The sequence below is a fragment of the Mycobacterium sp. NPDC050551 genome, from assembly GCF_040674075.1.
In the GTDB taxonomy this organism is placed as follows: Bacteria; Actinomycetota; Actinomycetes; order Mycobacteriales; family Mycobacteriaceae; genus Mycobacterium.
Genome location: NZ_JBFARC010000001.1, coordinates 437,873 through 458,098 on the forward strand (window position 1 = coordinate 437,873; position 20,226 = coordinate 458,098).

The 20,226-nt window shown below is 66.8% G+C and carries 17 protein-coding genes; 9 read left to right on the forward strand and 8 right to left on the reverse strand.

The genetic code is table 11. From position 1 onward, the window contains the following. Positions 1-10: 10 nt before the first annotated feature. The 4 genes from AB0K11_RS02135 to AB0K11_RS02150 are packed head-to-tail and all read right to left on the reverse strand — an operon-like array spanning position 11 to position 3,608. The gene (locus tag AB0K11_RS02135; protein ID WP_364971771.1) at positions 11-604 is read right to left on the reverse strand and encodes an HD domain-containing protein; all 594 of its coding nucleotides are present in this window, start codon (positions 602-604) and stop codon (positions 11-13) included. Continuing rightward, positions 604-1,959, reverse strand: a complete 1,356-nt coding sequence (locus tag AB0K11_RS02140; protein WP_364971772.1) for an MFS transporter — start codon at positions 1,957-1,959, stop codon at positions 604-606. Before AB0K11_RS02140 ends, AB0K11_RS02135 begins: the two co-directional genes overlap by 1 nt. A 12-nt stretch (positions 1,960-1,971) precedes the next feature. After that, positions 1,972-2,877, reverse strand: a complete 906-nt coding sequence (locus AB0K11_RS02145) for a DMT family transporter (RefSeq protein ID WP_364971773.1) — start codon at positions 2,875-2,877, stop codon at positions 1,972-1,974. After that, positions 2,874-3,608 carry a VIT family protein gene (locus tag AB0K11_RS02150; protein ID WP_364971775.1) on the reverse strand — a complete coding sequence of 245 codons (735 nt, stop codon included), beginning with the start codon at positions 3,606-3,608 and terminating at the stop codon, positions 2,874-2,876. The genes AB0K11_RS02145 and AB0K11_RS02150 overlap by 4 nt, the downstream gene beginning before the upstream one ends. Positions 3,609-3,713: 105 nt before the next feature. Here AB0K11_RS02150 and AB0K11_RS02155 point away from each other — a divergent pair, with 105 nt between their 5' ends. Next, positions 3,714-7,934 (forward strand): TIR domain-containing protein, encoded by a 4,221-nt coding sequence (locus AB0K11_RS02155; RefSeq protein WP_364971776.1) that lies wholly within the window; start codon positions 3,714-3,716, stop codon positions 7,932-7,934. Between the two features lie 15 nt (positions 7,935-7,949). On the opposite strand, the gene AB0K11_RS02160 is transcribed toward AB0K11_RS02155, so the two are convergent. Continuing rightward, the gene (locus tag AB0K11_RS02160; RefSeq protein WP_364971777.1) at positions 7,950-9,725 is read right to left on the reverse strand and encodes an NAD-binding protein; all 1,776 of its coding nucleotides are present in this window, start codon (positions 9,723-9,725) and stop codon (positions 7,950-7,952) included. Between the two features lie 140 nt (positions 9,726-9,865). Next, positions 9,866-10,447 (reverse strand): TetR/AcrR family transcriptional regulator, encoded by a 582-nt coding sequence (locus AB0K11_RS02165; protein ID WP_364971778.1) that lies wholly within the window; start codon positions 10,445-10,447, stop codon positions 9,866-9,868. Between the two features lie 112 nt (positions 10,448-10,559). On the opposite strand from AB0K11_RS02165, the gene AB0K11_RS02170 reads away from it, so the two are divergent. The 3 genes from AB0K11_RS02170 to AB0K11_RS02180 are packed head-to-tail and all read left to right on the forward strand — an operon-like array spanning position 10,560 to position 13,189. Continuing rightward, complete coding sequence (locus AB0K11_RS02170; RefSeq protein ID WP_364971780.1) at positions 10,560-11,429, forward strand: alpha/beta hydrolase; 870 nt, start codon at positions 10,560-10,562, stop codon at positions 11,427-11,429. Between the two features lie 30 nt (positions 11,430-11,459). Continuing rightward, positions 11,460-12,155 (forward strand): SDR family oxidoreductase, encoded by a 696-nt coding sequence (locus AB0K11_RS02175; protein WP_364971781.1) that lies wholly within the window; start codon positions 11,460-11,462, stop codon positions 12,153-12,155. Between the two features lie 32 nt (positions 12,156-12,187). Next, positions 12,188-13,189, forward strand: a complete 1,002-nt coding sequence (locus tag AB0K11_RS02180; RefSeq protein WP_364971783.1) for an NADP-dependent oxidoreductase — start codon at positions 12,188-12,190, stop codon at positions 13,187-13,189. 14 nt (positions 13,190-13,203) lie between these two features. Here AB0K11_RS02180 and AB0K11_RS02185 read toward each other — a convergent pair whose 3' ends face one another. Next, on the reverse strand, positions 13,204-14,016 hold the full coding sequence (locus AB0K11_RS02185; protein WP_364973641.1) for an SDR family oxidoreductase: 813 nt from the start codon (positions 14,014-14,016) through the stop codon (positions 13,204-13,206). Between the two features lie 177 nt (positions 14,017-14,193). Here AB0K11_RS02185 and AB0K11_RS02190 point away from each other — a divergent pair, with 177 nt between their 5' ends. From AB0K11_RS02190 to AB0K11_RS02210, 5 genes are all read left to right on the forward strand, one after another. Beyond that, on the forward strand, positions 14,194-15,120 hold the full coding sequence (locus tag AB0K11_RS02190; protein ID WP_364971784.1) for a LysR family transcriptional regulator: 927 nt from the start codon (positions 14,194-14,196) through the stop codon (positions 15,118-15,120). Between the two features lie 160 nt (positions 15,121-15,280). Beyond that, on the forward strand, positions 15,281-16,123 hold the full coding sequence (locus AB0K11_RS02195) for a sulfite exporter TauE/SafE family protein (protein WP_364971786.1): 843 nt from the start codon (positions 15,281-15,283) through the stop codon (positions 16,121-16,123). Between the two features lie 40 nt (positions 16,124-16,163). Next, the gene (locus AB0K11_RS02200; protein ID WP_364971788.1) at positions 16,164-16,847 is read left to right on the forward strand and encodes a cysteine hydrolase; all 684 of its coding nucleotides are present in this window, start codon (positions 16,164-16,166) and stop codon (positions 16,845-16,847) included. Positions 16,848-16,902: 55 nt separating this feature from the next. Then, on the forward strand, positions 16,903-17,727 hold the full coding sequence (locus AB0K11_RS02205; protein ID WP_364971789.1) for an alpha/beta hydrolase: 825 nt from the start codon (positions 16,903-16,905) through the stop codon (positions 17,725-17,727). 169 nt (positions 17,728-17,896) lie between these two features. Beyond that, complete coding sequence (locus tag AB0K11_RS02210) at positions 17,897-18,775, forward strand: 1-acyl-sn-glycerol-3-phosphate acyltransferase (RefSeq protein ID WP_364971790.1); 879 nt, start codon at positions 17,897-17,899, stop codon at positions 18,773-18,775. Positions 18,776-19,270: 495 nt separating this feature from the next. On the opposite strand, the gene AB0K11_RS02215 is transcribed toward AB0K11_RS02210, so the two are convergent. Further along, the gene (locus tag AB0K11_RS02215; protein ID WP_364971792.1) at positions 19,271-20,218 is read right to left on the reverse strand and encodes a TIGR03619 family F420-dependent LLM class oxidoreductase; all 948 of its coding nucleotides are present in this window, start codon (positions 20,216-20,218) and stop codon (positions 19,271-19,273) included. Between the last annotated feature and the right edge of the window lie 8 nt (positions 20,219-20,226).

Consider the following 20,226-nt stretch of genomic DNA (forward strand, 5'->3'; position numbering starts at 1 on the left):
CAATGGGGTTTCAGCGATCCGCCCCGCTGTGACCCGAGCGCACGAGTGCATCGCCGGGCCGTAGGAAGCCGGGCTGCTGCAACGTGCGGATCGCACGCAACGTCCCCATCGGGATCACCCGCTTGAAGAAGGCGCCGGCGTCGAACGTGCCGCGAACCTCCTTCACGTAGGTCTTCGGTAGGCCGAACCGGATGATGCCCTGGCTGACGTCGATGAGATCGGCGCGGCGGACGGCCTCGACGAGCGGCGCGTGCGGCCGCGGTGGGCCGTACGTCCGCAGCCGGTGGTGCTCGGCCACGATCAGCGCGAGTTCGTCGGACCACGGTTCACGGCCGGTCCGGTGCAGCCACGCATCCTGCGCCTCGATCGAGGGCACGAGGTAGTCCAGTGTGTCGAATGCGGCGAGGTCGTGGAATGCCGCGGCGATCGCGAGCTTGTCGTCACGGTCGTTCTCATCGGGGGTCAGCGCTCGGGCGAAGTTGATCACGCGGTAGACGTGTGCCTTATAGGCGTCGAAGCCCTCGTCGTCACCGCGGGCCACGTGGCGGTGCGACTCGAGGATCTCGTCGGCCAGCGGGGAACTGCGGAGGATGTCCGGGGCCATCACTGCAGTTCCTTGGCGCCGGCATCGGCCTGGCGCCGCAGCAACAGCATCGAGGTGACGCTGATGACGGCGAGCACGTCGATGTAGCCGGCCACCGACCAACTGGTGTGGGTGGCCGCGAGCAGCGACGCCGTCACGAACGGAGCGAGGCCACCGCCGAACACGGTGCCGACCTGGTACCCCAGCGATGCCCCGGAGTAGCGCACTTCGGTCGGGAACAACTCCGAGTAGAGCGCCACCTGCGGCCCGAACATCATCGAGTGCCCGACGAAACACACGACGAGCGCGAACAGCAACAGCCACAGGTTGGCCGTGTCGATGAGGGCGAACATCGGCCACGCCCAGATCGCGACTCCGAGCGCTCCGATGAGGAAAAGCCTTGGCCTGCCGTACCGATCGCTGAGGTGGGCGAAGTACGGGATGAAGAACAGCGGGCAGGCGCAGGCGGCGAGGATGACGCCCAGTACAGCTTCCCGGCGGAGTTCGAGTGTCTGGACGCCATAGTTCAGCATGCCCGACACGATGATGAACACGACGGCGTTCGGCAGGACGAACGCTCCGCCGGCGAGCAGGATCGTTCGCCAGTGATCCCTCACGACGCTGACGACCGGCGCGGAGTCGGGGCGGGTCGCGGCGGCCGGGCGGGAGGCGCGCTCGGCCTCGAGACGACGGAACATCGGGGTGTCCTCGATCGCACGGTGGATGTAGAGGCCGATGCCGACCATGACGATGCCGCTCAAGAAGGGGATGCGCCACCCCCACGACATCAGTTGCTCGTCGGTGAACGCAAGCGACAGAACGAAATAGCTCGACAGTCCGCCGATGAGCCCCAGTTGCGCCCCGATCTGCACGAAGCTGCCGAAGAACCCCCGGCGTCCGGCAGGAGAACCCTCCGTCAGCAACAGGGACGCCCCACCCCACTGGCCGCCGAGTGCGAAGCCCTGCAGGATTCGCATGGCGATCAGCACCGCCGGTGCCGCCCAGCCGATCGCGGCCGCGGTGGGCAGCAGGCCGATGACGAACGTGCTCACGCCCATCAGGAGGTTCGACGCGACGAGAACGGGTTTGCGGCCGTACCGGTCGCCGTAGTGCCCGGCGACCGCGCCGCCGAGAGGACGGGCCACGAAGCCCACGGCGAAGGTCGCGAACGAGGCGAGAGTGCCTGCCGTACCGCTCAATTCCGAGAAGAACAGGGGGCCGAGGAAGATCGCCGAGGCGGTCGCGAACACGAAGAAGTCGAAGTACTCGACGGCCTGGGCGAGGACGGCGACCGTGATCACCCGCCGCGGCGGCCCGGAGCTTTCGCTGCGCGCGGCGCGAGCCGGGTCAGGATCCGCGTGCGCAGTATCGGTCATCGTCGCCGCTTCCTATGTGTCCACGGGTGTCGGCTCGGGCTTCTTGCGGATCGCGACGATGCCGCCGCCGATCACCAGAACCATGCCGAGGACGACGAACACCGTCGGCGCCCGGTCCCACAGCACCCAGTCGATCAGTGCGGTGAACACGATGACCGTGTAGATGAACGGGCCCACCTTCACCGCCGAGGCGTAGCGGTAGGCCAGCACGATGAACACCTGGCCGACGAGCAGGGTCAACCCGATACCGACCAGGTATATCGACGCTTTCGCACCGAAAGGTTCCCAGTCGGCCAGCGCGAACGGCGCCACCAGCAGGGTGGAGAACAGGAAGTAGTAGAACAGGATCCTGGGCGCCGGCTCGGTCGTCCCCAGCCAGCCGACGGTCATCAGCGCGACCGCGAGGAAGAACGCACCAGCCAGCGCGTAGACGACGCCGACGTTGAAATCCTGGTGATGGGGCTGCAGTACGAACACCACGCCGACAAAGCCGATCGCGGCGCCGACCCATGTCGCCCTCGACACGCGTTGGCGTCGAACGGCCCAGGCGATCACCGGCATCCACAGTGGCGCACTGAAGGTGAGCAGGATCGCGTTCGTCAGCGGCATCAGTGTGATGGCGACGAAGAGCGCGTACCAGGCTGCCGTTCCGGTCACCGCGCGGAGCACGTGCAGGCCGATCTTGCGGGTGCGCAGCGAGGCCCAGCCGCGACGGAGGGTGACCGGAACGATGAACAGGAGACAGATCAGGTTCTGGAACAGCAGGATGACGGCGGTCGAGGTGAGATCCTCGGTGGCTCTCACCAGAGCGCTCATCACCGCGGTGCAGAAGAACGACAGTGAGCTCAGCGCGGCCCCGAATGCCAGGTTCTCCGGCATGCTTCCTGCGCCGGTACCGGGCATCTGGGCCGACGTCATGCCATCATCACGCCGACGAGGTGGCCGATGCCGAACGTGATGGCCATCGCCAACCCGCCGCCCACGGTCACGCGCAGTATCGGGCGCAACGGCTTCGCGCCGCCGAGCCGGGCAGCCACCCAGCCGGTGACCGCCAGCGCCAGCAGCACCACGACGGCGGTGACCGGGACACGGGCCGTTGGTGGCGGAATGAGGATCGCGAGGAACGGCAGCAGGGCGCCGACCGTGAATGACGCCGCGGACGAGAACGCCGCCAGCCACGGATTGGTCAAATTCTCCGGATCGATTCGCAACTCGACCTCCGCGTGCGCGGCGAGCGGGTCGAAGGCGGTCAGCTCGGCGGCGGCCTGACGCGCCGTCTGCGGCGACAGCCCCCGCGCCTCGTACAGCCCGACCAGTTCGTCCATTTCGGCGTCCGGCTGCTGTTGCAGTTCCTGTTCCTCCCGGTCGAGCATCGCCTGTTCGGTGTCGCGGGCAGTGCTGACAGACACGTACTCGCCGACCGCCATCGACAGCGCCCCGGCCACCAGCCCGGCAAGGCCGGCGGTGAACAGCGGTCCGCGGTCGGCGGAGGCCGCGGCGACCCCGACGACGATCCCCGCCGTCGAGACGATGCCGTCGTTGGCCCCCAGAACTGCGGCACGTAGCCAGTTGAGCTTGTCGGCGACCGACCCGTGATGCGGCTTCGCCGTACCCGGCGTGGGGGCGCTGCCGGCACCGTCAGTTGTCATAGGTTGAGGCTAAACCGGCCGTTGACGCTGACGACGATTTCCCGCAAAGCGACTTCACGCTCCGACAGGGAGGTTTAACCTCCGAGCTAACCACCCAAGGATCACATGTCGCGGATATTCCTCAGCCATTCGAGTCTCGATGCGCGCGAGGCGTTGGCTCTGAAGCGCTGGATGGTGGGCCAGGAGCCTGCACTGGCGACCGAGATCTTCCTCGACATCGACCCAGAGGTGGGGCTGCGGCCGGGAGAGCGGTGGAAGGACAGACTGCAGCAGGCCAGCGCCCGATGTGAGGCCGTGGTCTGCCTGCTGTCCGCCAATTGGGAAGCGTCCCATGAGTGCAAGACCGAGTACCGCGTCGCGGAGAATCTGAACAAGCAGATCCTGTGTGCCCGGATCGAGCCTTCGGTCGGTGACGAGCTGACCTCGGAGTGGCAGCGGTGCGACCTCTTCGGTGAGAGCGACATGACCTCCATCGACGTCGGCAGCGGACCGCCGGTGTTGTTCGCCACCAGTGGCTTGTACCGGTTGCGCGACGCCATCCGTGGGACCGGAATCAGCGCGAATTCCTTTGTGTGGCCGCCACCGGAGGATGTGAATCGGGCCCCGTACCGCGGTTGGGAGCCGTTCGAACAGGTCGACGCGGCGGTGTTCTTCGGCCGCGATGCGCCGATCGTGCGGGGGCTCGACGAGCTCCGCGGCATGAGACTTGCCGAAACGAAATCGCTGTTCGTGATTCTGGGCCCCTCCGGCGCAGGCAAGTCCTCGTTCCTCCGCGCGGGTCTGCTGCCGCGCCTGGCGCGCGAGGATCGTCGGTTCACACTCCTGGGCACCGTGCGGCCCGGTCGCAACGCGCTCACCGGCGATACCGGGCTGGCAACGGCCGTCTGGCACGCCCGGGACAGGATGGGTATGTCGACGCCAAGTCTCGGCGACATCAAGACGGCGTGCACGAACGACATCGAGCGCCTCCGCGAACTACTGCTCGACGTTCAACAGGCAGCGGCCGACCGGTTGCCCGATCCGGTGCGCGGCGACGAGCGAGCAGCCGCTCCGACGTTGATACTGCCCCTGGATCAAGCCGAGGAGTTGTTCTCCGCTGACGCCGGGGCGCAGGGTGCGGAGCTGCTGTCGCTGATCAGGCGGCTGACGACTCGGACCGACATTCGCCCCCTGAGCCTGATCGTGGTGGCGACCATCCGGACCGACCGGTTCGAGATCATGCAGACCCATCCGGAACTGGCCGGTATCGAGTCGAGGGTCTTCGACGACCTGAAGCCGATGCCGCCCACCCAATTCAAGGAAGTGATCACCGGTCCGGCGGCGCGCGCCCGTGAAGGGGGACGCCGCCTCTCGATCTCGCCCGCCCTGGTGGAGACGCTGCTCACCGACGCCGCCGAAGGTGCCGACACCCTGCCGATGCTGTCGTTGACGCTGGCACGCCTGTACGCCGACTACGGCTCGACCGGTGAACTGACGGTCGAGCAGTACGAGGCGATGGGTGGGATGCGCCGCGTCGTCCAGACCGAGATCGACGAGGTGCTCGCCACCGATCCCGACGAGCGGACCAGGCAACTCGGCTGTCTGCGAGCTGCTTTCATCCCCTGGCTGGCCACGGTGAACCCGAAGAACGACCAGCCCCTGCGGCGGATGGCCCGTTATGACGACCTTCCGGAGGACAGCAGACCACTGATCGACCGGCTGGTCGCCAAGCGACTGCTGGTCAAGGATCGGCGCGAAGGCCAGGTGGTGGTCGAGGTCGCCTTGGAAAGCTTTCTGCGCCAGTGGGACGAGCTGGCGGAATGGCTTCGCGAGCAGCGGCACGAACTGCAGGTCGCCGACGACGTCGAGCGCGCCGACACGGCGTGGAAGGCCAACAACAGGGATGCGGCGTGGCTGCTGGCCGGAACCCGTCTCACAGATGCCGAAACCGTGGTGAGTTCGCCTACTTTCACGCAACGCATGCAGCCGGTGCGCGAGTACCTCGACGCTTCCCGTCAGAGCGAGAACGAACGGGTGGCCGCGGAGGAAGAACGTCGGCACGCCGAACTGCGTCATGCGCAGGAACGGCAGGCGGAGGCCGAGGCGCACACGAACGATCTCCGCAAGCGATCGCGCATCCTGCGTGCCGTTCTCGCCATGACCGCGGTGGTCGCCGTGGTTGCCGTCGTCGGGCTCGTCTACGCCACCAGTGCTCGCCATCAGGCACAGGACCGGTTCCGCCAGGCGACGAGCGTCCGGCTGGCCTCCGACGCCGACAGCATGCTCAATGGCAGCAGGCCGGGCAGTGATGCCCGGGCCCTGCACGAGCTACTAGCCGCGAACGCGCTGTCTGCGAACACATTCGACCAGAACATGTACTCCGTCGGTGTCGACACGTTCGACACCCTCAAGCTGATCGACCCCGCTATGGGCGTCTTCGGTGCCATTTTCAGCCCGGACGGCCGGCGCTTCGTCGCAGGCGGGGACAACGGGACTTTGCGCTTGTACGACGCTCAGACCGGCCTTCAGCTGGGCCCGGACCTGGTCGGACACACGAAGTGGATCGACGGCGCCACCTTCAGTCCAGACGGTCACACCATCGCCTCCGTCAGTGACGATCTCACCGTACGGCTGTGGAACGCCGACACCGGGCAGCCCATCGGCCAGCCGATGACAGGCCATCAAGATCAGGTGTGGGCGGTGTCGTTCAGCCCGGACGGGCAGATGCTCGCGTCCGGCAGCATCGACCGCACCGTGCGGCTGTGGAATGCCAAGAACGGCCTGCCCATCGGCCAACCGCTGAGACACCCGGACAGGGTCATCAGTGTGGAGTTCAGTCCCGACGGCCGGCGCATCGTCACCGGGAATGCCGACGGAACGCTGAGGTTGTGGGACGTCAAGACAGGGAAGCAATCCGGGCCTTCTCTGACCGGTCACGCCGGCGAGGTGATCGACGTGGCGTTCAGCCCCGACGGCCGCCGCATCGCGTCCGCGGGCGGCGACGGAGATGTGCGGTTGTGGGACGCCGCGACCGGGCGGCCGATCGGCGAACCGCTTGCCGCCCGCGGGAGCCGGGTGCTCAGCGTGGCGTTCAGCCCCGACGGTCACCGGCTCGCCTCCGGTAGTGGTGACGGTGCGGTGCGCCTGTGGGACGCCGACACTCGCCGACTACTCGGCGCGCCCATGCTGGGCCAGAAGGGTGGAGTGTGGACTCTGTCGTTCAGTCCCGACGGGACGCGCCTCCTCTCGGGATCGCAGGACGGGACGATTCGATTGTGGGATGTCGGCATACGTCGGCCCCTCATCGGCCACATCGGCGGCGTGTCCAGCGTGGCGGTGAGCCCCGACGGAAAACGCATCGCGTCGGCCGGCGACGACGGCACGGTGCGCCTGTGGGACGCGGCCAACGGCCGCCCGATCGGCAAGCCGCTCGTCGTCAGCGACAAGCCGCTGTCCAGCGTCGCGTTCGGCCCGGACGGACGGCGTCTCGCCATCGCCGGCGTCGACGGCTTCGTGCGGATGTGGAACGCGGACACGGGCACGGCCATCGGTACGCCGATCGATCCAGGGCAGGGGCCACTGACGAGCGTGGCGTTCAGTCCCGACGGACGCCGGTTGGCCATCGGCGGCGGTGACACGTCGGTCGGCGTGGAGAGCGACCGCGACGGCACCGTCCAGTTGTGGGATGTCACGACATTCCGTCCCGTCGGTGAGCCGCGCAGACACGGCGAACGGGTGAACAGTCTTGCGTTCAGCCCGGACGGGAACCGCATAGTCTCCGGCGGCGACGAGGGTGACAACACCGGGTCCGTGAGGTTGTGGGACACCAACACCGGGCAATTGGTGGCGGCCACAACGATCGGCGAGGAGCGGAGAATCGTGTGGGCCGTGACCTTCAGCCCCGACGGGCACCGCGTCGCCGCCGCCGGTGTCGACGGTTTCATCGAGATCTTGGATGCCAACGGGCTCGGCATCGTCGGTCAGCCGATGGAAGGCCATGAGGACAGGGGGGTTTCCCTGGCGTACAGCCCGGACGGCCGCACCATCGCCTCCGCCAGTCGCGACGAAACAATCCGGCTGTGGAACGTCGAGTCCGGCCAGCAGGTGGGTGATGCACTGACCGCGCACACCGACAACGTGAACAGCGTGGTGTTCACCCCCGATGGCCGCCGCATCGTCTCGGGCAGCGCTGACGGTACCGTCCGGGTCTGGCCGGCCGTTGCCGGGTCACAAGAGTTGTGCGACAAGTTGACTGAGAACATGAGCCACACGCAGTGGAACGACTGGGTCTCACCCGACATCGACTACATCAAGGTCTGTCCGGATCTACCGATTCATCCCGACTAGCTGTACCCGGCACGCCTACCGATCATCGCCGACGAGCGTGGGCTGTCCGAGGCGGCGAGGGGCCGTGTCGGTCCGGACGGCCTTGAGATCGACCAGAGCGAGTGCGTCAGGAATCTGACGCACCGCATCACGGTCGAGATCGGCGATGTCATCCGGGAGTTCGTCGAACGGTACGAGATACGGCGTGGTCTTCTGCTCGACGTCTTTGGGACCCGGACGCCAGCCCGACTCCAGGCGCTCGGTGACCCAGCGCTTGTGCTCCGCGACCGCCAGCATCTCGAACTCCGCCTCGGTGAATTCGAATGCGGGGGCGCCCATGTCATGCAACGGCGCGATGCTGCATCCGATGCTGCGCAGCTTGACCGGCATGTCGCGGGCTTGCGCCCGGTTGGACTCCCTGCGCGACTCGTCCAGCTCCGACCAGGGCGGCGCGTCCTTGCCTGCGGCGAGTTGCCCGGAGCGCCAGCGCTCGTGGATGGCGATGGCAACCCGCTCGTACGACCCGCCTGCGACGAACTCGGCCGTGCACGTTCGCTCGAGCGCTGGGAACACATTGACGTGCGTCAGCTCACCACTGGCGGTGGCATCGGTGATGAGTCGGGCCACACCGTCCGTCCGCGACAGCACGACGATCATCGGAACCGTCGGACCGACGTCGTGGCGCAGCCTCAGCATGGCCTCGATCGCGTCTTCGTCGCGGTACGCGCTCACGTAGGCGCGCGTGACGGGCGGAGCGCCCGCCTCGGCACGCATTGTGTCGAGTCGGTCCAGATCACGCACCGACATCGACGATTCGATGAACCGGCACGTCGATTCGAGCGCGGGGTACCGGTCGAGCAGCGCCTGGATGCGGTCGCGGGCCTGGTCGTCGACGACCGTGACCCACAGCGGCGTGTCGTCCTTCCGGTCCGAATACCAGCTCCAGGCGGCGTGTTTCACCAGCCACGTGCCCACCGCGTCGAGGCGGCTGACGAGAATGTGCGGCCTGTCGCACTCCCCCACGGCGATCGGGAACTCGTCGAGGCACAGCTGCGCGCTGATCTCTTCGAGGTTGAAGAAGTCCAGCGACGACGGCGAACCGGCGGACAGGTTCGCCTCCTGTACACGCAACAACCGGCACAGCTCGGGATTGTCGATCCTCGCCAGGCATCGCAGTGGACCCCGCCGTCGACCCGTGACGAGTCGCCGCGCGACGGCGACGATCTCGGTGTTCACCGAGTCGTCCGGGCAGACCGCGAGAAGGCGGGCCGCGCGCTCCACCCCGGCCTCGCGCAACGTGGCTTCCAGTCGCGCGTCGCCCAGAATGACGGGGCTACGCCAGCTCCGGGACACCTCCAGCTGCGGATTCGCCGGGTCCAACTCGACGACGACGACCCGATGGCCGGCCCGCCGCAGGCGGTCCACGAACAGAGTGCCGACATAGCCCAGTCCGCAGACGACGACGTGGCCCCGCATCAGCGGGATGCGGAGCTGTTGCACTCGGTCGCGGAACAGCAGGGCCAGCCCGCTCAGTGCGGCGTACCCGGACACGAGCGGCGCGAGAATCCGGGCGATCTCGAGCGTCACCGGTAACGCCGTCGCGCCGGGCGATCCCCCGAGGAAGAGTTTGAAGGTGTTGTAGGCGATGTCGGTTGCCACGGGAGGATGCTTGGCGGACCCCTCGACGTACAGTTCGGTGAGGTGGTCCGAGTAGCCCACCCAGCCGAGCACGAACGCCACGAGCGCCGCGAATCCCAGCCAGGCCCAGCGGAAGTCGGCGAAGACGCGTTTGACCGAGCGCGGGCGGACCATGCAGGGATCCCTACGCCGACGTCACGTCGTCAATGCGCGATCCACTTCGGGGCGACGCCATGGGGCGAGCGTATCCGACCACCTGTCGTCGCCATGGGCAATCGCCGAGCATCGGTGCGATCGACGGCGGACTCGAGGCGCTACGGCTCGCTGCGGAGCAGGACGATCGCGTTGTGGACGCCCGATTCGAGTAATTCGTCCGAGAGCTTCCTGTCGGAGACCGCGCGTGCGAGTTGCATGGTGGCGACGAGGATGGTGAGCAGACCCAACGCCTTGGTCCGCGCCGCGGTCGGGTCGCCAGGAGACAGGTGCGCCGCCATCACGTCGACGATGGATTGCATGCCCGTGGTGTAGGACTCGCGCACGGTGTCGCCGCAGCGGCCGATCTCCTCCAGCAGGGCCGCGTTCGGACAGCCGGTGGCGGGGTCGTCGCGGTGTTGCGGCGACAGGTACTGGCGGACGAACTCTTCCACTGCTGCGCCGCCCTCTGGCATTGCCGCGAGGACGGCACGTTGGGCCGCCAGCTGGTCGCCGATCACGGTGCCGACGAGGTCGTCCTTGGACTCGAAGTGTGCGTAGAACGCACCGTTGGTCAGCCCCGCGTCGGCCATCAGCGCCGCCACGCCTGAGCCGTCGATGCCGTGCTGCTTGAAGCGGCGGCCCGCGGTGTCGACGATCCGCCGACGGGTGCGCGTCTTGTGCTCGCTGTCGTATCTGGCCATCCTGGGCGCCTCCCGTCATCACATCTGCAGTGCTTGCACATCCTACCCCATTGGCTTACAGTCATAATATTACGGTCATAAGCCAACTGAACCGGTGACGGGAAGACGATCGATGAACGCTCCGCGCGACCCACAGGCCCTGCACACGACGATGTCGTGGAAGGAGACGCCCAATCGGACCGTCGACGTCGGCGGCGTCCGGTTCGCGTACCGCGAACTGGGCAGCGGTCCCGGAATTCCGGTGGTGTTCCTGCATCATCTGACGGCTGTCCTCGACGACTGGGACCCGCGCGTCGTCGACGGCATCGCCGCCCATCACCGCGTCATCGCCTTCGACAATCGCGGAGTCGGCGCCACCGAGGGGTCGGTGCCCGCGAGCGTCGAGCAGATGGCCGCCGACGCGATCGCCTTCATCCGCGCCCTGGGACTCGACAAGGTCGACCTGTTCGGCTTCTCACTCGGCGGCGGCGTCGCTCAGCTGGTCGCCCTGCAGGCTCCCGAACTCATCCGCCGCATGATCCTCGCCGGCACGGGACCGCGCGGCGGCGGCGGAATCGACAAGATGGCCACGATCGTCGGCGGCGCGTACCTCAAGGCGGCACTCACCCGAAGCGACCCGAGGAACTTCCTGTTCTTCCCGCGCACGCCCGAGGGCAGGCGCGCCGCATCGGAGTACCTGGGTCGGCTCGAAGAACGGACGATGAACCGCGACAGGAAGATCTCGATGCAGGCCCGCCTCGCACAGATCCAGGCGATCCGGCGTGCAGGCCGGAGCGCACCGGACGACCTGTCCGTCATCACGCATCCCGTCCTGGTCGTCAACGGCGATGACGACCTCATGGTGGCAAGCAGCCACTCGGCCGACATGGCACGACGACTTCCCCACGCACAACTGACGATCTACCCCCGATCCGGACACGGTGGTGTGTTCCAACATCACCAGACCTTCGTCGCGGACGCACTGCAATTCCTCGCCGACTGACCAATACCTCGAAACCATCAGGAGAATCGCATGACATCGCTGAAGGACCAGACCGTGCTCGTCACCGGCGCCAATCGCGGCATGGGACGCGAATACGTCACCCAGTTACTCGAGCGAGGCGTCGCCAGGGTGTACGCCGCCGCACGCAACCCGCGGCAGATCGACGTCACCCACCCGCGCGTGATCGCGCTGCCACTGGACGTCACCGATCCGGCGTCCGTCGCCGCGGCGGCCGAGGCTGCGCCCGATGTGAGCGTCCTGATCAACAACGCCGGCATCGTGCGCGGCGCTTCGGTGCTGGCTGACGACAACGCCGATCTGCGAGATGAGTTGGAGACGAACCTGTTCGGGCCCCTGGCCATGGCGTCCGCCTTCGTGGATCGCATCGCGGAAAGGGGCGGAGCGATCGTGAACGTGGCGTCGGTCCTCGCCTGGCTGCCCATCGGAGCGAGCTACGGAGTGTCCAAGGCGGCGTTGGCGAGTGCGACGGACGCGATGCGTATCGAACTCACATCGCGCGGCGTGCAGGTCCTTGGCGTGTACGTCGGTCTGGTCGACACCGACATGGCGTCCTTCTCCGACAGTCCGAAATCGGAACCGGCCGACGTGGTCCGCCAGGTGCTCGACGGCATCGAGTCCGGCGCCGCAGAAGTGCTCGCAGACGAACTGAGCCGCCAGGTCCGTTCGCAGTTGCACCTGCCGGTTCTGGACCGCGCCGTGGGTTGAGCCGGCCGGCCATTTCGAGAAAGCGAACAGAGATGAAGGCATTCGTCGTCACCAGGTACGGCCCGGATGGACTGCGCCCCGGTGAGGTGCCCCACCCGCCGGTGGGCCCCCGCGACGTGTTGGTGAAAGTGAGCGCGGCCGGCATCAATCCGCTCGACAAGATGGTGCGCAACGGCGAATTCAAGCAGCTCCTGCGTTACAAGAAGCCGTTCGTGCTCGGCCACGACCTCGCCGGGTCGGTGGTCGACGTCGGTGCGGACGTCCGGGGCTATGCGGTCGGTGACGAGGTGTACGCGCGGCCGCGCGATATGCGGATCGGCGGCTTCGCCGAGTACATCTCGATCGACCAGGATGACGTCGCCCACAAGCCGGCGTCGCTGAGCCTGCACGAGGCCGCGGCTGTCCCGTTGGTGGCGTTGGCCGCCTGGCAGATCCTGGTGGACACCGCGCGCATCCGGCCCGGGCAGAAGGTGCTCGTGCACGCCGGCGCCGGAGGGCTCGGCTCCACCGTCATCCAGCTCGCGAGGCATCTCGGGGCGCACGTCGCCACGACCGCTGGCCCCAAGAACGAGGAACTCGTCCGCGAACTGGGCGCCGACGTCGTCGTCGACTACACCAGGCAGGACTTCGCCGAATCCCTCTCCGGATACGACCTCGTGGTGGACTCCCTCGGCGGGCTGAACCTCTTGAAGTCGCTCACCGTGCTCAAGCCGGGCGGTCTGGCCATCGGTGTCACCGGCCCACCGGATGCCGGCTTCGCGCGACAACTCAAGGCTCCCAAACCCGTCGAGTGGCTGATGTCCTGGCTCAGTCGCAAGGTGCGCAAGGCCGCCAAAGACTTCGACGTGCGGTACCAGTTCTTCTTCATGCATGCGAGCGGTGGCCAGCTCGCCGCCCTGGCCAAGCTCTACGACGAAGGCCATCTGCGGCCGGTCATCGACCGGACGTTCCCGTTCGAGCAGACCGTCGAGGCGCTCTCGTACTTCGAAGCCGGAAAGGTGAAGGCCGGCAAGGTGATCATGACGCTGGACTGACGACGTGGTTTCGTTCAGCGGTCGCGGCTGGAACCGGCCGCGATCTGAGACGGCATCTTCAGGTCGGACTGTCCGCCGTCGACGAAGAGTTCGGTGCCGGTGATGAAACTGCTCTGTCCTGAGGCCAAGAAGAGCACTGCGGCGGCGAGTTCATCGGGTCGGCCCACGCGGCCCATCGGGATCCTGGCCGCCTCGCCGTCGAGAAGTTGCTGTTCCTGTCCGGCCGGGGCCAGCCCCGTGAGTCCCGGGGTTTCGATCGGACCGGGAATGACGGTGTTGACCCGGATACCGCGCGGGATCAGTTCAGTGGCCCAGGTCCGCCCGAACGAACGGATCGCCGCCTTGGTCGCGGCATAGATGCTGAATGCCGGCGTTCCGTTGTACGCCGCGGTGGATCCGGTCAGCACGATCGACGCACCTGGGTTGAGTAGCGGCAGCATCGCTTGCACCGTGAACAGGGTGCCACCGACGTTGGTGAGGAACACCGAGCTGAACTGGTCCGCGGAGATCTCCGCGAGCGGGGTGAACTCTCCACCGCCCGCGTTGGCGAACAGAACGTCGAGGCCGGATCCCCGAGCCGCGATGGCTTCCGCGACCGTGGCCAGGTCCTCGACGCTGGACACGTCGGCGCGGATGCCGGTTGCGCTGCCACCGATCGTCGCTACCGCGGCGTCGATCGTCTCCTGATTGCGCCCGGTGAGAAAGACATGGGCGCCCTCGGCCGCCAAGCGCTGAGCGGTGGCCAGTCCGATGCCGGAGTTTCCTCCGGTCACCAGAGCCGTCTTTCCTTCGAGTTGGCGCCCCGCGGGAGTTGTCGCTGGGGTCATAGGTGCGGAGCTGGTCATGGCGACTCTCTTTCGATGCTGGGGACGCCCGAGTTGGGGCGTCGAACTCATCGTGCGGGGCGCGTACCGGCCGAAAAAGGGCCGGTACGCCAACACACTCATCGACGAGGGCGATCAATGCGCTGCTGACCCGACCAGCACGCATTACCCTCGGGATGCATGGAGCTGCGGCAGCTCGAAGCGTTCGTCGCAGTGGCCACCGAGCTTCACTTCGGGCGTGCGGCCGAGCGACTGCGCATGGGTCAACCGACGCTCAGTGACCTGATCCGCCGGTTGGAACGCGAACTCGGCGCTCCGCTGCTGACCCGTACCACCCGCAAGGTCGCCTTGACCGGCGCCGGGCAAGAACTCCTCGGCCGGGCCAAGGTCATCCTCGACGAAGTCGCCGCCGCCGCGGCCGCAGTGCGGCGCACCGCCCAGGGCGACAGCGGCACGGTCCGGGTGGCGATCACTCCCCCGGTGGCGCCCGTGCTGGCCCCGCACCTGCTCGGTGCCGCCGACGAGCATCTGCCCGACGTCACTGTCGCCGTGCAACGGATGTGGCTGCCCGATCTCACCAGGGCACTTGCCGAGGGCACCACCGACGTGGCGATCACGTGCGCTCGACTGCCCGACGCACCCGGAGTGGTGAACACGGTCTTTTGCAGTGAGCCCCTCCTGGTGGGCTTGCGACCGGACCACCACCTCGCAGGCAGAGCCGAGGTGACGCTCGACGATCTGGCACACAAGCGACTCGCGATGCCCAGTGACAGCCTGTTCCCCGCTCTGGCCCTGGCCCTGCGTCAAGCCCTGGACTCGGCGGGTGTGTCCCCGCCGGTGGTGACCCTCGAGGCCACCGACCTGTCGGCATCAGGCTGGGCGAACCAGCCCGAGGCGACGTGGGTACTGCTCCCCGCGTCGTTGGGAACGCCGCCGGAAACCGTAGTCTCTCAGGTGATTCCGGCACTACGGGTTCCCTACACGCTGCAGTGGAGCCCGGAACGAACCCAGACCGCCGCGGTCGCCCGCTTCGTCCGACTGGCCCTGGCGATGGCCGTTCCACCGGGATGGCACCTCGAGCCCGGGCATCTGCGCCATCGCGGCTGACGTGCCTGCACGCCGCCTTCGTCCGCAAGCGCTCGTGTTGATTCGCGTCCGTCATTGATCGGCCCAGCCGATCAGTGCCTGAACGGATTGGCCCTTTTTCCGCACCGGCGCAGCGCGCACGCTTCGAAGCGACATCCTCACCAGTGCGCAGGAGAACCTCGTGACCACAGCTTCGATGACCCGCACGGCCCCCTCGGACGCCGCTGCCGTCCGAACCGCGTGGGCCGCGCTGATCCTCACCGGTGCGGTCGGCGGGGTGCTCTCGGGGTTGTTCGCGGTCGGCGGCGCCATCGTGATGGTGCCGCTGCTGGTGTGGCGCGCCGGCATGGATCAACGCCGCGCCGCCGCCACCTCGCTGGTGGCGATCATGCCCACGGCCGTGGTCAGTTCGGCGACCTACTTGGTCCATGTCGACGTCGACATCGCCGCCGTGGCGTTGATCGCTTTGGGCGCCATCGGCGGTGCCGTCATCGGTAGCCGCCTCTTGCGCCGTCTCCCCCTGACATGGCTGCGATGGTTGTTCATCACGTTCCTCCTCCTCGTCGCCGCGCACATGCTGATCGCCGACCCTGAACCCGTTCACGCACTGGTCTTTTCACCTCTGGTCGCCGTCGGCTATCTGGGTCTCGGCGTCCTCACCGGCATCGCATCGGGCTTGTTCGGCATCGGTGGCGCCATCATCTCCGTGCCCGTGCTGGGATCGGTCTTCGCTCTGAGCGATGCAGTCGCCAAGGGCACCGCGCTGCTGGTCAGCATTCCGACCAGCCTGGCCGGCACCATCAGCAACCGCAACGGCGGCAGCTTCGTCGACCTCCGCGCCGGGCTGATCCTCGGTGTGACCGCGGCTGCGACATCGGTGCCCGCGGTGTACGTGGCTGTCGCACTCCCTCCCGCAGTATCTGCGGTGTCCTTCGCCGTGCTGCTCATCGCGATCGCCATTCAACTCAGCGTCACGGCCGCCCACGCCAGCCGCACCGACCCACGTGCACAGCTCCCCGCCTGACCGCAACTCTCACTCACCGACCCCGAAAAGGACTTTCCACATGAGAATTCACCACAGCGACACCGCGGTCGTCATCATCGACCCGCAGAACGACGTCCTGAGCCCACACGGAAAGAACTGGGACAGCGTGGGGGCCAGCGTCACCGAGAACAACACAGTGCAGCACCTGCTGGACATCCTCGACGCGGCCAAGACTTCCGACTTCGGCGTGTTCATCTCCCCGCACTACTTCTATCCCACGGACAGCACCTGGCTGTTCAACGGGCCGCTGGAAGCAGACGAGTTCGCCAGCAACACATTCGCCCGCACTGGCGCACTCACCCTGGACGGATTCACCGGGTCAGGAGCCGACTGGCTCGACGACTTCAAACCGTACATCGAGGACGGGAAAACCGTCATCGCCAGCCCGCACAAAGTGTGGAGCCCGGCAAGCAACGACCTCGTCCTGCAGCTACGCAAACGAGCCGTCTCCAAAGTCATCCTGTGCGGCATGCTCGCGAACATCTGTGTGGAATCCCATCTTCGGGACCTACTCGAAAACGGCTTCGAGGTCGCCGTGGTACGCGACGCCACCGCCGGCCCCCGGCACCCCACCCGCGGCGACGGCTATCAAGCGGCCCTGATCAATTACAGGTTCCTCGCCCACGCCGTCGTCACCACCGAGGACATCGTCGATGCCATGTCCGGCGAACCTGCGACCGCTGAGTTACCCACCCTGACTTGACCTCCGACTGATCCGAGAGCACTCGTCAATCTCGTCTACCAAGAAAGAAGCACCCATGCCCACGATCACCACCTCCGACGGCGTCGAGATCTTCTACAAGGATTGGGGGTCGGGCCGACCCATCGTGTTCAGCCACGGCTGGCCGCTTTCCTCCGATGACTGGGACAACCAGATGCTGTTCTTCCTGGCCCAGGGCTACCGCGTGATCGCCGCCGACCGCCGCGGACACGGCCGCTCGGGTCAGGGCGCCGACGGCCACGACGCAGACCACTACGCCGACGACCTGCTCGCCGTCGTCGAGCACCTCGACCTGCACGACGTCTTCCACGTCGGACACTCCACCGGCGGGGGCGAAGTCACCCGCTTTCTGGGTCGCCACGGCGAGTCTCGCGCATCCAAAGCCGCACTCATCTCCGCCGTACCCCCTCTGATGGTGCGAACCGACGCCAACCCCGACGGCCTACCCAAGTCCGTGTTCGACGACCTGCAAGCGCAATTGGCCGCCAACCGGTCCACGTTCTACCGCGAGCTGGCTTCCGGGCCTTTCTACGGATTCAACCGCGACGGTGTGGAACCCGTCGAAGCCGTCATCGCGAACTGGTGGCGTCAAGGCATGATGGGCGGCGCCAAGGCCCACTACGACGGCATCGTCGCCTTCTCCCAAACCGACTTCACCGAGGACTTGAAGAAGATCACCATCCCCACCCTGGTGATCCACAGCAGAGACGACCAGATCGTGCCCTATGTCGCTGCGGGCCCGAAATCCGCAGAGCTCCTTCAGAACGCCACCCTGATCACCTACGAGGACTTCCCCCACGGCATGCCCACCACACACGCCGACACCATCAACGCCGACCTACTCGCCTTCCTCGAGTCCTGAGCCGCAACAGGTTCGAGTGACCTGCCGTGCGAGGGGCCGAGCCTGGGATTCACACTGACGGGCAAGCGCGAAGACCGGTCGATCCGACATTCGGCCAAGGCACATCCGGTGAGCGATCAATGCGGCATCATTTGGGTAACGCGACGGACGGAAACGATGGAAAGGTCCCATGCCCGGCACAGAGTCCCAGGACCACGACGACGTCGAGAGACTTGCCGATGCACTCCTGGCAGCAATCGAGGAGGGTGCCGAGGCGGACACCAGCGCTGCAGACAACCCCAGTGACTTGATCAGTGGTGCGGCCTTTGCGTTCCGGCGCATGGCCATCGAATTCGTCCGTCGATACAACCGCCTCGAGGTGACCGCCGAGGCGACGACTCCAGACGACGCCGTCCTCTTCGTGGCGAATCACGGATTCGGCGGGATCTTCGACCTCAACGTCTTTGCGGTGGCAGCCACGCTGGAACAGTTGGCACTGGAGCGCGAGGTAACGATTCTCACCCACCAATTGGCCTGGACGCTGAGAGTCGGCAGCCTGATAGAGCCTCTCGGGGCGCGGCCGGCCAACAAGCAGTCCGCGCAAGAGGCATTCGCGCGAGGCGACCACGTCGCCGTGTTCCCCGGCGGCGACATCGACTCCGCCAAGTCGTGGGACGACCGCAACGTCATCAAGTTCGACGGTCGCGCCGGGTTCGCCCGGTTGGCCATCGAAGCGGGTGTTCCCATAGTCCCGATCGTCACCGCAGGCGCAGGCGAGTCTCTGTTCGTGATCTCCAGCGGCGAACGCCTGGCTCGGGCGCTCCGGCTCGACAAGCTCCTTCGTCTCAAGACGGCCCCGATCAGCGTTTCTCTTCCCTGGGGCATCAACGTCGGCGCCGTCGGCTTGCTGCCCTATCTTCCGCTGCCCACCAAGCTCATCACTCGCGTTCTACCCGCGATGTCGGCGTCCGAGAGCGAGGATGCCGACGGGTACGCAGCCCGCGTCCAAGCCGCGATGCAAGACGCGCTCACCGACATGACCGCGACCCGGACTCCCCTCATCGGGTGACGTCCACTCGCAGCGTCGGCCAGTAGGCTTCTGACTAGCCATCATTGGCCCGGGGTGAGCGGGCTCGCCGGCTGAAGCCGACGACAGAACGACCGCTCTCACCAGCGCATGAAAACGGCCCCCGGGAGTGATCTCCGAGGGCCGTTCTACCTAGTAGCGGGGACAGGATTCGAACCTGCGCCTCTGGGTTATGAGCCGAGCGCCAGGCATGCGCCCGGATGCGCCGCGTCTCATAACGCCTGCTCACGCCGCGGACGGCGTCGTGGATGCGGCGCAGGGTCTCAGCCGTTCGGGGCGGTTTCGTAGCGTTTCGTTCCCATTACTGTTCCCATTCCGGTCCTTACTTCGAGGGGTCGCGCCCACGCTCGCTTCCATCGCTCGGCGGCTCATCCTTGCAGTCATCCGAATCCAAAGTCCGCGAGGTACCGCGTTCACGAGGCGAGGTCCCGCCTCTACTTGCACGCGACCTGGTACCCGACCGAATTTTGTCGTGCCTTAGCTGCCCTTGGCAGACGTCGGTTTGATCTGGGCGATGACGTGCTCGCCGATGAACGCGGCGTTATCGCACCACTCGTTGCGGGTTCTGCCAGACACCGATATCGCCACGGCGCTGACCCCGAGCTCCCGGAAGCGGCCGATGCGGTCAACCAGCATCGATGGCGTCCACTGCTCACCCGGTGCCACAACGCTGCCGAGGACGATGTCCAAAGGCCTCGTGCGTCCGACTTGATCGCTGACTTCTGCGATGTAGGAGATGGCTGCGCGCAGATCGTCCTTTCCGGTGAAGGACGCGGTCCGGGTGGTGGCAAGGTCGACCCCGGAAACGGAGGTCAGAAACGGGTTCCAGCCGTCCGCGAACTCGACGGCGCGGCGGATAGCGCGCCGAGAATTGCCTCCCACCAGAATCGGAGGGTACGGCCGCTGAATGGAGCCGGGAAGTACGCGGTTGCCGTAGGCGGTGAAATCCCCACCGGCGAATACGAACTCGTCCAATGACAGCGCTGCTATCAGCGCTGGCAGGTACTCGTCGGTGAGCTCGTTACGGCGGGCGAAGTCCACGCCCAGCGCGCGATACTCCCCCTTGAGGTAACCGGTACCGACACTGAGGGTGACGCGTCCGCCGGTGAACCGGTCCAGCGTAGCCACGGCGCGGGCGACGATGAACGGGTTGCGGTAGGGCAGCACGAGGATGCCGGTCTGCAGTCGTAGAGTGCGGGTGGCTGCGCCGAGCAGCGCAAGCATCACGAAGGGGTCCTGGGCGTGGTGTCCGCCGGCGTCGAGCCAGCGCCCGGTGGGGCATGGGTGATCGGTCACCAGCCCGGCGTGAAAGCCGGCAGCTTCAAGTGTCTTTCCGATGTGTGTGACGGCTTCCGCGGTCAGGAACTCCTCGGCTGCGTCGATGTTGTCGAAGGGTAGTGGCACGTTGATGGCGATGTCGGTCACAGGATGTC

Bases quoted from the DNA above. Each gene is read 5' to 3' on its own strand.
- AB0K11_RS02135 (WP_364971771.1), bottom strand. From the start codon at position 604: ATGGCCCCGGACATCCTCCGCAGTTCCCCGCTGGCCGACGAGATCCTC.
- AB0K11_RS02140 (WP_364971772.1), bottom strand. From the start codon at position 1,959: ATGACCGATACTGCGCACGCGGATCCTGACCCGGCTCGCGCCGCGCGC.
- AB0K11_RS02145 (WP_364971773.1), bottom strand. From the start codon at position 2,877: ATGACGTCGGCCCAGATGCCCGGTACCGGCGCAGGAAGCATGCCGGAG.
- AB0K11_RS02150 (WP_364971775.1), bottom strand. From the start codon at position 3,608: ATGACAACTGACGGTGCCGGCAGCGCCCCCACGCCGGGTACGGCGAAG.
- AB0K11_RS02155 (WP_364971776.1), top strand. From the start codon at position 3,714: ATGTCGCGGATATTCCTCAGCCATTCGAGTCTCGATGCGCGCGAGGCG.
- AB0K11_RS02160 (WP_364971777.1), bottom strand. From the start codon at position 9,725: ATGGTCCGCCCGCGCTCGGTCAAACGCGTCTTCGCCGACTTCCGCTGG.
- AB0K11_RS02165 (WP_364971778.1), bottom strand. From the start codon at position 10,447: ATGGCCAGATACGACAGCGAGCACAAGACGCGCACCCGTCGGCGGATC.
- AB0K11_RS02170 (WP_364971780.1), top strand. From the start codon at position 10,560: ATGAACGCTCCGCGCGACCCACAGGCCCTGCACACGACGATGTCGTGG.
- AB0K11_RS02175 (WP_364971781.1), top strand. From the start codon at position 11,460: ATGACATCGCTGAAGGACCAGACCGTGCTCGTCACCGGCGCCAATCGC.
- AB0K11_RS02180 (WP_364971783.1), top strand. From the start codon at position 12,188: ATGAAGGCATTCGTCGTCACCAGGTACGGCCCGGATGGACTGCGCCCC.
- AB0K11_RS02185 (WP_364973641.1), bottom strand. From the start codon at position 14,016: ATGACCCCAGCGACAACTCCCGCGGGGCGCCAACTCGAAGGAAAGACG.
- AB0K11_RS02190 (WP_364971784.1), top strand. From the start codon at position 14,194: ATGGAGCTGCGGCAGCTCGAAGCGTTCGTCGCAGTGGCCACCGAGCTT.
- AB0K11_RS02200 (WP_364971788.1), top strand. From the start codon at position 16,164: ATGAGAATTCACCACAGCGACACCGCGGTCGTCATCATCGACCCGCAG.
- AB0K11_RS02205 (WP_364971789.1), top strand. From the start codon at position 16,903: ATGCCCACGATCACCACCTCCGACGGCGTCGAGATCTTCTACAAGGAT.
- AB0K11_RS02210 (WP_364971790.1), top strand. From the start codon at position 17,897: ATGCCCGGCACAGAGTCCCAGGACCACGACGACGTCGAGAGACTTGCC.